Consider the following 13,313-nt stretch of genomic DNA (forward strand, 5'->3'; position numbering starts at 1 on the left):
TTGGCAACCGATTAACGGCTACGGAAGACAATGCGGCCTTTGCTCAGGTCGTACGGGGTCAGCTCTACAGTGACTTTGTCACCCGTCAGGATGCGGATATAGTTTTTACGCATTTTACCGGAGATATGAGCGGTTACCACGTGCCCGTTTTCCAATTCAACACGGAACATGGTGTTCGGCAGCGTATCAAGAACGGTGCCCTGCATTTCAATATTGTCTTCTTTGGCCATCGAATCCTCTAGGAGTAACTACCTTAGTTTTTAACCGGCAAGATAATGCCGAAAAACCCACATTATGTAAAGAAGTGTTGGCAGTCATCACACCATTTCTGCAAAATTAGTCTGCTGAGGAAGGGATGAAGCCTAATGTGGGGTGCTTTTGTAACATTGATCTTTACTGCATCGCGATTTCGATATCCAGCGATTGCGGTAACCAGCATTCAGCCGGTAGCGGACTAAACTGGAGTTGACTCAAGTGCTGCAAAAAGTGGCTGCGAGGGATCTCTCTCGCACCCAGCGACGCAGTGTGAGCGTTGAGGACCTGACAGTCAATCAGTTCTCCTCCATGATGGGTAAAATGATGACAAAAAGCCATTAATCCGCTTTTTGACGCATTCTCTGCACGGCTAAACATTGATTCTCCGCAAAATAATGCTCCCATGGCAATACCATATAGCCCACCGACCAGTTCATCATCCTGCCAGACCTCCAGCGAGTGGGCGTGGCCCATCCCGTGCAACTGGCAATAGGCTTGTTGTACTTCATGACCAATCCAGGTGCCGTCATCCGGTCGATCAGCGCAGGCTGCTACCACATCGGCGAAAGCCTGATTGAGGGTAAAACGATAAGGGCAACGGCGATGAAAACGGCGCATGCTGCGGCTGATATGCAGTTCTGCTGGGTAAAGCACCGCGCGTGGATCCGGTGACCACCATAAAATCATCTCGCTGGGATTAAACCACGGGAAAATACCACGCTGATAGGCCGCCAGCAGACGTGGTGCGGATAAATCACCGCCGAGTGCCAATAAGCCATTAGGTTCGCGCAGAGCCAGCTCAGGCGCAGGGAACGCGTAAGAATGTGATGATAGGTGGGTAAGACGCATAAATCCCCTTAACGGCGCTCACAGGCGCATCTAGCTGTAGGGTATTGATAATGCCGCCGTTGTTCTAGCGGCATTCGATAACATTAGCCAAAAATTGTTTTAGCGTCGCTGGCGGAATTGATAATAGCGGCCCTTATTTTTCAATAAGGTTTGATGATTCCCTTGTTCGACGATATGGCCACCGTCCATGACGCATATCCGATCCATATATTCCAATCCATACAAACGGTGGGTGACCAGAATCAGACTCTTATGCTGGCAGTGTTGGCGTAGTAACATCAGAATCTGTTGTTCGGTTTCGGCATCGAGTCCTTCGGTAGGCTCATCCAGCAACCACAACGGTGCCGGATGGAGCAGGGCGCGGGCAATGCCCAGTCGGCGTTGTTCACCGCCGGACAAGGGACGACCCCCATCACCCATCCACGCGTTGAGTCCTTCCTCGTTCTCCAGCAAATTATCCAGCCCGACCTGCTGCAAAGCGGTGACCAGTTGCTGATCGCTGGCATTTGGGCATGCCAACAGCAAATTCTGCCGCAACGTGCTGCTAAATACGTGCACCCGCTGGCTAACAACGGTCATCATTTGGCGCAGTGTGGCCTCGTCGTAACGGGCTAGCGGTTGCCCATTGAGCAAAATTTGGCCCTGATCGGCATCCCAAGCGCGGGTCAGTAACTGCAATAATGTCGATTTACCGCAACCAGTGCGGCCAAGTAGCGCGATATGCTCCCCAGCAGCCAGTGACAGCGATATATCCTGTAATACCGGCAATGGTTGCCCTGGGTAGGTAAAACTCACCTGCGAGACGCTCAGCGTTACCTGAGTAGTCGCGTCTGGCCCGCTTAACGGGAAGGTCACTTCAGGTTTTTGTGCAATAAGCTGTGCGACGCGTTCGGCAGAGGCAATGACCTGCCCAAGATGCTGGAAAGCACCAGCAACGGGCAATAACGCCTCAAAGGCGGCTAATGATGAAAAAACAAACAGCGCAATCAGTGCGCCGGGTTGGGTATCGCCACCGACGCCTGCCGCTGCCAGCCATAAGATCAGCGTCACGGTCAGGCCGGATGCGAGAATCATGAGTGCCTGTGCCAGCCCAGCCAGCGAAGCCTGCTGCTGCTGACGTGCGAGCCAGCGTTGCTCTATTTCTTCTAGTGTTTGACGAAAACGCCCGAGAGCGCCAAACACCAGCAATTCAGCCTGGCCTTGCAGCCAGCAAGTGAGTTGCGAGCGATACTGACTGCGGAAACGGGTGAGATCGACCCCAATCGGCTGGCCTGCACGATAGAAGATCAGTGGCAGAATCAGCAGTAATCCCAGCAGGATCACGCCAAGCGTTAACGCCAGATCAACATCGAGGAAACTCAGTCCGAAAGTGACTGCCGCAATAATGGCAATGGCTGCGATGAGCGGTGAAATAACACGCAGATAGAGATGATCCAATGTATCGACATCAGCAACCAAGCGGTTAAGCACTTCGCTTTGACGAAAACGGGCAATACCCGCAGGGGATAGCGGTAAAATGCGCTGAAAAGCGAAAACCCGTAGATGAGCCAGTACCCGGAACGTGGCATCGTGGCTGACGACTCGCTCGGCATAACGTCCTGCTGTACGTAGAATCGCCGCGCCGCGCACCCCAGCCGCAGGCAATAAATAGTTAAACGTATATAATCCTGCGGGGCCAGCCAACGCTGTTCCGGCAAGGAACCAACCGGACAGTGTGAGTAAGCCGATACTGGCCAGCAGCGTGATAATCGCCAGGAGTATGCCCAAGCTGATCAAAAACCAATGACGACGATACTGCGCCAGGAAGGGGAGAAGTACACGCATGATCAAAGTTCCTCACTGCGATGCGACAGCAGGCTGGCGAACGGCCCGACAGATTGACTTAGGGTGGCGTAATTTCCTTGCTGAACCAGTAATCCCTGATCCATCACCCATATTTGGTCGTAATCCAGCGTATCTTCCAACTGATGGGTTACCAGCAAGGTAGTTTGTGCCCGCGAAGCATCGCTCAGCGCTTTCATCACCAATTGTTCACTATGAGCATCGAGACTGGCCGTTGGCTCATCCAAGAGCAGCAATCGGCATGGATTTAGCAATGCACGCGCCACAGCAACTCGTTGCGCTTGCCCAACAGACAATCGGGCAGAGTGGTCGCCAATTTCAGTGGCTAATCCATCAGGCAAATCAGTAATAAACTCATTGATATAAGCTCGCTCAATGGCGCTGTTCAGCTGTTGTTCGCTGGCATCGGGCTGGTTAAGTAGAATATTGGCGGCCAGCGTTTGCTCTGGCAAATGAGGATTCTGCCCCACCCAACTGAGCTGGCTGCGCCATGCCTGAGGTGCCAGTTCGCGCAGTTCGATGCCATTAACCTGCAAAGAACCACGATAGGGCAGGAAACCCAATAGCAGGTTGAGTAACGAACTTTTCCCCGCACCACTTTGGCCGACAACGGCAACGCGTTGGCCGGGCAGTAGAGTGAAGTTGAGCGGGCCAGCCAAGCGGGTACCGTTGGGTGCGAGGATCTCCAACTCTGTCGCTTCCAGAGTCACGGTTTTCTCTGGCGGCAGTATTTTATCGCCTTGACCGATGGCCTCACCTTCACTGCTTAAAAAGGTCACCAGAGATTCCGCCGCACCCACCGCCTGAGCTTTAGCGTGGTAGAAGGTGCCCAAATCTCGCAGCGGTTGATAAAACTCGGGAGCCAGAATAAGCACCAAAAAACCGGCAAACAGCGTCACGCCAGTGCCATAACTGCCGAAGTTCAGTTCGCCAAGATAGGAAAACCCAAAATAAACCGCGACGACAGCGATGGAAATGGCGGCAAAGAACTCCAGTACGGCGGAGGAGAGAAATGCCATCCGCAATACTTCCATGGTACGGCTGCGAAAATCTTCGGAGGAATCGCGAATCTGGTCAGTTTCAGCTTTGGCGCGGTTGAATAGGCGCAGCGTATCCAGACCGCGCAGCCGGTCAAGGAAGTTGCCACTTAAACGTGCCAATGCGACAAAGTTGCGCCGATTGGCGTCTGCGGCACCCAAACCGACCAATGCCATAAATATCGGGATCAGCGGAGCGGTGACAAACAGAATCAGCCCAGCAGCCCAGTTAATCGGGAATACGGCAATCAGAATCAACAACGGAATCAGACCTGCCAAGTACATCTGCGGTAGATAGCGGGAATAGTAATCCTGCATATCTTCAATTTGCTCAAGAATAATGGTCGCCCAACTACCGGCAGGTTTGCCTTTTACCCAGGATGGACCGAGCTGCTCCAGCTTATCCAACACCATTTTGCGGATTTGCAGGCGAATCTTCATCCCACAAATAAAACCGACGCGTTCACGTAACCCGCTGATAACGGCGCGCAGAGCGAAAGTACCTGCCAGCAACCCAAAATCGGTAACCAAGGTATCTCGCGGGATATGCTCCATAATCAGGGCTTGCAGTAATCCGGCTAATAACCAGGCTTGCGCAATAATCAACAGCCCACTGAGCAAACCCAGCAGCATGGAAAGGCGGAGCCAACGTTGCGCAGGCGCGCTTTGTTTTTTCAGCCAACGAATCAATTCATATTGTCTTGTTTTATTCATCAGGCAATTATTCTGCGCAGGAAAATGGATGATAAAATTATCATTAGATGTCTACTCCTGGTTGGGGATAAACCAACGAAATCTAATGTTACCGCGTCATAGCACCTTGTGAAAACAAATAAGGGGAGAAACGAGGTTTTAAAGAGAGTTGCAGAAAAGACGAGAGTGCAGACTTTTGATTTAGCGCCTTGATTATCAATTAGAAAAAACGTGGATTCTTGATATATATTCGGCAAGTGCCAAAAGAATAACGAAACGAATGATTTACAAATAAATAACAAATTACCGACATGTAAGTTATCACATAGAATAAACGAACCGCCTGTTCCCCTCTATTTCTCTCAACTGTATATTGACTTTTTATTGGCGTGAAAAACCGCTTTCCTCGTTCATCTTAATTCAGAAAATAATGAAGAGAGGATAATAACAAATAAGAAGGCGGCCAACCTGAGGTTAAGCCGCCAGTAAAAATGGCCGATAAAAATGCTAGAGACGAGTTATCTTGCAACCACGCAGTTATTTATCGTTTGCCAAACCGTCCAGATAACGTTCCGCATCCAGCGCCGCCATGCAGCCAGTACCTGCTGAGGTAATGGCCTGACGATAAATATGATCCATAACATCCCCGGCAGCAAAGACCCCAGGCACAGAAGTTTGGGTGGCATTACCCTGAATACCGGACTGTACTTTGATATAGCCGTTTTCCAACGCCAATTGATCGCCAAAGATAGCGGTGTTTGGGCTATGTCCAATGGCAATGAATACGCCAGCAACCGCCAGTTCTTGAGTTTCGTTGTTTGTGGTCGAACCTAAACGCACGCCGGTCACGCCCATTTGGTCGCCTAATACTTCGTCCAGAGTGCGGTTGGTGTGCAGCACGATATTACCGTTGGCCACTTTTTCCATCAAACGGTCGATCAGAATTTTCTCTGAACGGAAAGTTTCACGACGATGGATTAAATGCACTTCTTCGGCGATATTAGCCAGATACAACGCTTCTTCCACGGCGGTATTGCCGCCACCGACAACCGCGACTTTCTGACCACGATAGAAAAATCCATCGCAGGTTGCGCAGGCAGAAACCCCTTTGCCTTTAAACGCTTCTTCAGATTCCAACCCTAAATAACGGGCAGAGGCACCCGTGGCGATAATCAGCGCGTCACAGGTATATTCTTCACTGTCACCCACCAAACGGAATGGACGCTGTTGCAGGTCAACTTTCTGAATATGGTCGAAAATGATGTCGGTCTGGAATTTTGCCGCATGTTCATGCATGCGTTCCATCAGTGCTGGGCCAGTCAGACCTTCTGGATCACCGGGCCAGTTTTCAACTTCAGTGGTGGTGGTGAGCTGACCGCCTTTTTCCATACCGGTAATCAAAACGGGTTTCAGGTTGGCGCGCGCAGCATAAACTGCTGCGGTGTAACCCGCCGGACCTGAACCAAGAATAATTAATTTGCTGTGTTTAGCCGTGTTCATGAATACCTCTTTACTACATTATTGGCGGACAATGTCAGCGATTGTAGGGAAAATATGGACGTAAAAAAAGCGTACAAAAATGTTGTTAGCGATTTGTTTGATAGGTGATAACTATTTTTTCTGCGAAATGTATTAAGAATAAGCAGTTAGGAAAAAATCATCTTGGGTCAGTCAGTCATTCTGGTTGTATTTCTATCTGGCGTATCGCCGGAATCGCCGGTTTTTGCTGAGTTCCCACGAAATATGCAGCCCAGTATGTTGTTTAACGCGGTACCAGCGACTTTTTTCGTCTGATTTTTCGGTGAACAAAAAAGAGTAACAATGGGGGAAAAATGTGCGGGTAAGATTTTTTATCTGGCACGTTCTACTGATTTAACTTCTTTTACTTTGACAATCGGCTGTACATTTGCGAAAACATCCTAGGAAGAAGAAATTATCTGCGTGCCATGACTTTAGAATTGGCATCGCTGGTGCCAATCGAAAATCCTGGAATATTTTCGATTAATGCTGGGTGGCTACACGCGATATTTTCTCAGCCTCGCTGAAATCAATGTCAACGGGGGCCTGGATGTTTTCATCTCTTTCGGGACGCTAATAATCATCGAGTACCTCGCATGCGATTGGACAGACAAGGTGTGAGTGATAAACGTGTTGATATATTTGCATAAAAACAGGCTGTGGGTCTTTGTCTGTGGCAGGCTCATAACACCGACTTCCGGTTAGGGCATGTAACGGATTCAAGGAAATTAAGAGAGACAATGAGATGATAGACAATAAAAAACGCCCGGGGAAGGAGCTTGACCGTATTGACCGTAACATCCTGAATGAACTTCAAAAGGATGGTCGAATCTCTAACGTAGAGCTGTCAAAACGAGTAGGATTATCGCCTACGCCTTGTCTGGAGCGGGTTCGCCGTTTAGAGCGTCAAGATTTCATTCAAGGTTATACCGCTCTGCTTAATCCTCAATATCTGGATGCTGCATTGCTGGTCGTGGTTGAGATTACTCTGAATCGTGGTGCGCCAGATGTGTTTGAGCAATTTAACACCGCAGTGCAAAAACTTGATGAAATTCAAGAGTGTCATCTGGTTTCCGGTGATTTTGACTATTTGCTGAAAACCCGAGTGCCAGATATGTCTGCCTATCGTAAATTGCTTGGCGAAACCTTGCTGCGTCTGCCGGGCGTGAATGACACCCGTACTTACGTAGTGATGGAAGAAGTCAAACAAAGCAACCGTCTTGTGATCAAGACGCGATAAACGGGCAGGTGCAAAACCTGAGTAATTTGGTTACACTCCTGTTTATTCATACAGTTTCAGCGCCGAGAAGGGTTCTCGGCGTTGTTGCTATACCAATTCACAGGAACCTGGAGAGCCTTTCTTGAGCCAGGAATATACAGAAGATAAAGAAGTTACCCTGAAAAAACTCAGTAACGGTCGTCGTATGCTGGAAGCCGTGCTGATTGTGGTAACTATTTTGGCAGCGTACCTAATGGCTGCGCTGGTGAGTTTCAATCCCTCCGATCCAAGCTGGTCACAAACCGCATGGCACGAACCTATCCATAATTGGGGAGGCGGTGTCGGTGCCTGGATGGCTGATACATTATTCTTCACCTTTGGTGTGTTGGCTTATGTTATTCCACCTATTATGGTGATGCTGTGCTGGGCGGCGTTCCGGCAGCGTGAAAGCCACGATCATCTTGATTACTTTAGTCTATCCCTTCGCCTGATTGGTTCACTGGCATTGATTTTGACTTCATGCGGGCTGGCTGCACTTAATGTTGATGATATCTATTACTTTGCCTCCGGCGGCGTCATTGGCAGTCTGTTCAGTAACGCCATGTTGCCGTGGTTCAACGGCGTAGGTGCAACATTAACCTTGTTATGCATCTGGGCTGTGGGACTGACCCTGTTTACCGGCTGGTCATGGTTGGTTATCGCTGAAAAAATCGGCGGTGTGGTGCTAGGCTCTCTGGCTTTCCTGACTAATCGCTCCCGCCGTGAAGAACGTTATCTCGATGATGAAGATGATGTTTTGGTCTCGGACGCGGTGACTGAGAGAGAACACCCGCCAGCGGTTGCTATCGCGGCGACTTCTGCATTATCCGCGACCGCTGCGGCCAGTGCAGATGATGACGATGTGTTGTTCTCTGCTCCGTCGGTCGTCGACATCCTGGCAGAAACACATGAAGAGCGTGCAGATGCCGTATCCACTCCCGTGGTCGCTGTAGAAGAGTATGATCCGTTATTAAGTTCATTACGCGCGACGGACGATGGCGACCAACCCGCATATCCCGCATGGGCGACGGCAGAAACTACGCCAGTTGCTGCTCCGGCGCAGGCGGCTGGTCACAGTGTATCGCCGATGACAGTCAATACGACTACGCCACCGTTGTATTCCTTTGAGATTCCAGAGGATACCCCGGCACCAACTCAACCGACTTCCACGCTGCAAGTCGAGAAACATGAGCCTCAGTTGGGCGCATGGGAACGACCTCACGAATCTGCGGCTTCGCCGTTTGATTTCAGTGCCGCCCAAGGACATAGCGACCAGGTAGAACCAACGGCTTATCTTAATCCAGGAAGCGCTGCGCTTGGCACGGGCGCGGCCACTGCCGCTTTCGGTGTTTCTGCCAGCGTGACCAATCCGACGCTGGGGGCTGTGGCTGCAGCGGGTACGACCTTTATGCCTGCATTTACTGCCATCAGTGATAGCAACTCGCAGGTTAAACAAGGTATTGGCCCTGAATTACCACGGCCAAATCCAGTGCGAATTCCTACCCGTCGCGAAATGGCATCCTATGGTATTAAGCTGCCTTCCCAACGGATGGCAGAACAAGCGCAACGTGCGCAGCAGGATGAAGTTTCGCCAGCATTACCGCAAAGTGAAGAAGCTCAGCAGGATGAGGAAGCGCTGCAACAGGCGATATTGCGTAAGGCCTTCGCAGACCAACAGAATCAGCGCTATGGCGAAAACTATGCAGTAGAATCAGGGCTGGCGGTTGAACCGTCTTATCAACCGGAGGACGAGCAGGCATTACAAGAAGCTGAACTGCGTCAAGCTTTCGCTGCGCAGCAACAGAATCGGTATGGCATTCAGCCTGAGGTGGAATCTGTGATCGTTCAGGATAACCGACCGATTGATACACATAATGCCTTCACTTTCTCACCGGTTGCTGATTTGGTCGATGATTCGCCGCGTGAACCCTTATTCACACTGTCGCCTGTAGACATCCAAGTCACACAGCCAGAGTCAGAACCACAACCGGTTGCCCCGGCTTATCAACAACCGACGGAGCCAGTTTATCACCAGCCGATTGCTCCGGGTTATCAACAGCCTGCGGCATCAACTGGTGCGGCAACAGCACCGCAAACGTCGGCTGCACCACAGCCCGTTCACCAGCCGGTAGTGGCGATGGATAGCCTGATTCACCCATTCCTGATGCGTAACGATCAACCATTGCAAAAGCCGACCACGCCGCTGCCAACGCTGGATCTACTGACCTCACCGCCAGAAGAGGAAGAGCCTGTCGATATGTTTGCGTTGGAACAGACCGCCCGCTTGGTTGAGGCTCGTCTTGGCGACTATCGCGTTAAGGCTGAAGTGGTGGGTATTTCACCAGGGCCGGTTATTACTCGTTTTGAACTGGATTTAGCTCCCGGCGTTAAGGCATCGAGAATTTCTAACTTGTCCCGCGATTTGGCGCGTTCACTTTCGGCCATCGCGGTGCGCGTTGTTGAGGTTATTCCCGGTAAACCTTATGTTGGTCTGGAATTGCCGAATAAGCATCGCCAGACGGTTTATCTGCGGGAAGTGCTCGATTGTGCCAAATTCCGTGATAATCCGTCACCACTGGCAATTGTTCTGGGGAAAGATATCTCAGGGCAGCCAGTGGTAGCCGATTTAGCTAAAATGCCGCATTTGCTGGTTGCTGGTACGACCGGTTCGGGTAAATCGGTCGGCGTCAATGCCATGATTATCAGTATCTTGTATAAAGCCACACCAGACGAAGTGCGCTTTATCATGATCGACCCGAAAATGCTGGAACTGTCAGTGTATGAAGGCATTCCTCATCTGTTAACCGAAGTGGTTACTGATATGAAGGATGCTGCCAATGCATTGCGCTGGTGTGTGGGGGAGATGGAACGTCGCTATAAGCTGATGTCAGCACTTGGTGTCCGTAACCTTGCAGGTTACAACGAACGTGTGGCTCAGGCAGAAGCGATGGGCCGACCGATTCCAGATCCGTTCTGGAAACCGGGCGATGGCATGGATATCGAACCGCCGATGTTGGTGAAACTGCCATATATTGTGGTGCTGGTGGATGAATTTGCCGATTTGATGATGACTGTCGGTAAAAAAGTGGAAGAGCTGATCGCCCGTTTGGCGCAAAAAGCGCGTGCCGCAGGTATCCATCTGGTATTGGCTACTCAGCGGCCTTCGGTTGATGTCATCACTGGTTTGATTAAAGCCAATATTCCAACTCGCATTGCCTTCACTGTCTCGAGTAAAATCGACTCCCGCACCATTCTGGACCAGGGCGGCGCTGAATCACTGCTTGGGATGGGGGATATGCTGTATATGGCACCAAACTCATCGATACCGGTACGTGTACACGGAGCCTTTGTGCGCGATCAGGAAGTACATGCGGTGGTCAATGACTGGAAAGCCCGTGGGCGTCCGCAGTATATTGAAAGCATTCTGAACGGTAATGATGACAGTGAGTCCGGTGCCTTTGGGTTAGACAGCGATGAAGATCTGGATCCACTATTCGATCAGGCGGTCAGTTTTGTGCTGGAAAAACGCCGAGCCTCAATTTCCGGGGTTCAACGTCAATTCCGTATCGGTTATAACCGGGCTGCTCGTATTATCGAACAAATGGAAGCACAGCAAATTGTTAGTCCACAAGGGCATAATGGTAATCGTGAAGTTTTGGCTCCGCCACCTCACGAATAAACCATGCCAATGATCGGATCATCACGTTATAAAGGGCCGCATCGCGGCCCTTGTGCAAAGAAGCGTAAACCGCTCTATTTATCAGACTATTGAGCTATCGCTGAGTCATTGTCTTTGGCTAGAGTACGGATAGTTCAGTATTGAATACGGTCCCTGTGACAATGGTTGCCGGGGTAATAGCATTTAAAAGGTGTTTGGAATAATGAAAAAACTGCTCGTTGCCTGCTGTTTGCTCTCTAGTATGATTTCTGCCTCTGCTTTGGCTGATGCCAACCAGGATTTACAAGGCCGACTGAGTAAAGTTAACAGTTTCCACGCGAAGTTCTCGCAAAGTGTCACCAGCTCTGATGGCGCGGCGGTTCAGGAAGGTGAAGGGGAGTTGTGGGTGAAACGCCCGAATTTATTTAACTGGCATATGACTTCACCAGACGAAAGCATACTGATTTCTGATGGTGAAACGCTCTGGTTCTACAACCCTTTCGTGGAGCAAGCAACGGCAACCTGGCTGAAGAACGCCACGGGTAATACGCCATTTATGTTGATCACACGCAACAACCCGGAAGACTGGAAACAATATAACGTAAAACAAAAGGGCGATGATTTCGAGTTGACGCCAAAAGCGGCAAGCGGAAATCTTAAGCAGTTCGCCATCAGCGTTACGCCAAGCGGTACAATCAAAGGCTTCACCGCGATCGAACAGGACGGTCAACGCAGTGCATACGTACTGAAAGGCCAGCAAAACAGTTCAGCCGATGCCAGCAAGTTTAAGTTTACTCCGCCGCAGGGAGTGACGCTGGACGACCAGCGCCAGTGAGGTATCAGTGAGTAACCTGTCTCTCGATTTTTCTCAAAATGAATTTCAGCCTTTGGCCGCGCGAATGCGGCCATTAACATTGGCTGAGTATATTGGCCAGCAGCATTTGCTGGCTCCGGGCAAGCCTTTGCCACGGGCTATCGAAGCGGGACAACTGCATTCGATGATCCTGTGGGGGCCGCCGGGGACCGGTAAAACCACATTGGCTGAAATTATTGGCCGCTATGGGCAGGCTGATGTTGAGCGAATTTCTGCCGTCACTTCCGGGATCAAAGAGATCCGTGAGGCAATCGAACGAGCGCGGCAAAATCGCGATGCAGGGCGACGCACCATTCTGTTTGTTGATGAAGTTCATCGGTTTAACAAAAGCCAGCAGGATGCTTTTTTACCGCATATTGAAGATGGCACTATCACATTTATCGGCGCGACCACCGAAAATCCCTCTTTTGAACTGAATTCAGCCTTGCTTTCACGGGCGCGGGTTTATCTGCTAAAAGCCTTAACGGCGGCGGATATCGAAAAAGTCATCGATCAGGCGATGTTTGATAGTCCCCGAGGGTTGGGCGGGCAGAATATCAAACTGTTGGATGAAACTCGTCGCATGATGTCGGAACTGGTCGGTGGTGACGCTCGTCGTGCGCTTAACAGCCTGGAAATGATGGCAGACATGGCTGAAGTTGATGCCAGCGGTGTCCGTGTTCTAACGCCGGAGCTGTTAAAAGAGGTTTCAGGCGAGCGCAGCGCCCGCTTTGATAATAAAGGCGACCGTTATTACGATCTGATTTCAGCGTTGCATAAATCGGTGCGGGGATCAGCGCCGGATGCTGCACTGTATTGGTACGCGCGCATCATTACCGCTGGCGGCGATCCACTGTACGTTGCGCGTCGTCTGCTGGCCATTGCTTCTGAAGACGTCGGGAATGCCGATCCACGGGCGATGCAAGTGGCCATTTCCGCCTGGGATTGTTTTACCCGCGTTGGGCCAGCTGAAGGTGAGCGGGCAATCGCCCAAGCCATTGTTTATCTGGCCTGTGCACCGAAAAGTAATGCGGTTTACACCGCCTTTAAAGCGGCAATGCACGATGCGCGTGAAATGCCGGATTTTGACGTGCCGGAGCATTTACGCAATGCGCCAACCAAACTAATGAAAGAAATGGGGTTGGGAGCCGAGTATCGCTACGCTCATGATGAGCACAATGCTTATGCGGCGGGAGAGAACTATTTTCCACCTGAAATGGCGGCAACCCGCTACTATTTGCCGACTTCTCGCGGTCTTGAGGGCAAAATTGGTGAAAAGCTGGCATGGTTGGCTGAGCAGGATCAAAATAGCCCGATAAAACGCTACCGCTAGCCGGGTCATTGCGGTAA

At 50.7% G+C, this 13,313-nt stretch carries 8 protein-coding genes and 2 pseudogenes; 5 read left to right on the plus strand and 5 right to left on the minus strand.

All coding sequences use genetic code 11. The annotated features are described in order from the left end of the window. Positions 1–11: 11 nt before the first annotated feature. From infA to trxB, 5 genes are all read right to left on the minus strand, one after another. Complete coding sequence (gene infA / locus DJ39_RS09390; protein WP_002211347.1) at positions 12–230, minus strand: translation initiation factor IF-1; 219 nt, start codon at positions 228–230, stop codon at positions 12–14. Positions 231–393: 163 nt separating this feature from the next. Next, positions 394–1,104, minus strand: coding sequence for a leucyl/phenylalanyl-tRNA--protein transferase (gene aat, locus DJ39_RS09395; RefSeq protein ID WP_004717329.1), 711 nt, complete (start codon positions 1,102–1,104; stop codon positions 394–396). 99 nt (positions 1,105–1,203) lie between these two features. Beyond that, positions 1,204–2,928, minus strand: a complete 1,725-nt coding sequence (gene cydC, locus DJ39_RS09400) for a heme ABC transporter ATP-binding protein/permease CydC (RefSeq protein WP_004717331.1) — start codon at positions 2,926–2,928, stop codon at positions 1,204–1,206. 2 nt (positions 2,929–2,930) lie between these two features. After that, the gene (gene cydD / locus DJ39_RS09405; protein ID WP_004717332.1) at positions 2,931–4,697 is read right to left on the minus strand and encodes a heme ABC transporter permease/ATP-binding protein CydD; all 1,767 of its coding nucleotides are present in this window, start codon (positions 4,695–4,697) and stop codon (positions 2,931–2,933) included. A gap of 516 nt (positions 4,698–5,213) precedes the next feature. After that, positions 5,214–6,176, minus strand: a complete 963-nt coding sequence (trxB, locus tag DJ39_RS09410; protein WP_004717335.1) for a thioredoxin-disulfide reductase — start codon at positions 6,174–6,176, stop codon at positions 5,214–5,216. Between the two features lie 763 nt (positions 6,177–6,939). Between trxB and lrp the strand changes: the two genes are divergently transcribed. The 5 genes and pseudogenes from lrp to DJ39_RS09430 all read left to right on the plus strand — a co-directional run bounded on the left by lrp (position 6,940) and on the right by DJ39_RS09430 (position 13,296). Next, positions 6,940–7,434 (plus strand): leucine-responsive transcriptional regulator Lrp, encoded by a 495-nt coding sequence (gene lrp, locus DJ39_RS09415; protein ID WP_004717338.1) that lies wholly within the window; start codon positions 6,940–6,942, stop codon positions 7,432–7,434. 232 nt (positions 7,435–7,666) lie between these two features. Beyond that, positions 7,667–8,068: pseudogene (locus DJ39_RS18455) on the plus strand (DNA translocase FtsK 4TM domain-containing protein); the annotation flags it as partial. A 489-nt stretch (positions 8,069–8,557) separates the two neighbouring features. Next, positions 8,558–11,131: pseudogene (locus DJ39_RS09420) on the plus strand (DNA translocase FtsK); the annotation flags it as partial. Positions 11,132–11,333: 202 nt separating this feature from the next. Next, a complete protein-coding gene (gene lolA, locus DJ39_RS09425; protein WP_004717341.1) occupies positions 11,334–11,945 on the plus strand; it encodes an outer membrane lipoprotein periplasmic chaperone LolA in 612 nt (203 codons plus the stop codon). 7 nt (positions 11,946–11,952) lie between these two features. After that, complete coding sequence (locus DJ39_RS09430; RefSeq protein WP_004717343.1) at positions 11,953–13,296, plus strand: replication-associated recombination protein A; 1,344 nt, start codon at positions 11,953–11,955, stop codon at positions 13,294–13,296. The last annotated feature ends 17 nt before the right edge of the window (positions 13,297–13,313 follow it).

The organism is Yersinia ruckeri ATCC 29473, assembly GCF_000754815.1.
Taxonomy (GTDB): Bacteria; Pseudomonadota; Gammaproteobacteria; order Enterobacterales; family Enterobacteriaceae; genus Yersinia; species Yersinia ruckeri.

Bases quoted from the DNA above. Each gene is read 5' to 3' on its own strand.
- infA (WP_002211347.1), bottom strand. From the start codon at position 230: ATGGCCAAAGAAGACAATATTGAAATGCAGGGCACCGTTCTTGATACG.
- cydD (WP_004717332.1), bottom strand. From the start codon at position 4,697: ATGAATAAAACAAGACAATATGAATTGATTCGTTGGCTGAAAAAACAA.
- aat (WP_004717329.1), bottom strand. From the start codon at position 1,104: ATGCGTCTTACCCACCTATCATCACATTCTTACGCGTTCCCTGCGCCT.
- trxB (WP_004717335.1), bottom strand. From the start codon at position 6,176: ATGAACACGGCTAAACACAGCAAATTAATTATTCTTGGTTCAGGTCCG.
- lrp (WP_004717338.1), top strand. From the start codon at position 6,940: ATGATAGACAATAAAAAACGCCCGGGGAAGGAGCTTGACCGTATTGAC.
- lolA (WP_004717341.1), top strand. From the start codon at position 11,334: ATGAAAAAACTGCTCGTTGCCTGCTGTTTGCTCTCTAGTATGATTTCT.
- cydC (WP_004717331.1), bottom strand. From the start codon at position 2,928: ATGCGTGTACTTCTCCCCTTCCTGGCGCAGTATCGTCGTCATTGGTTT.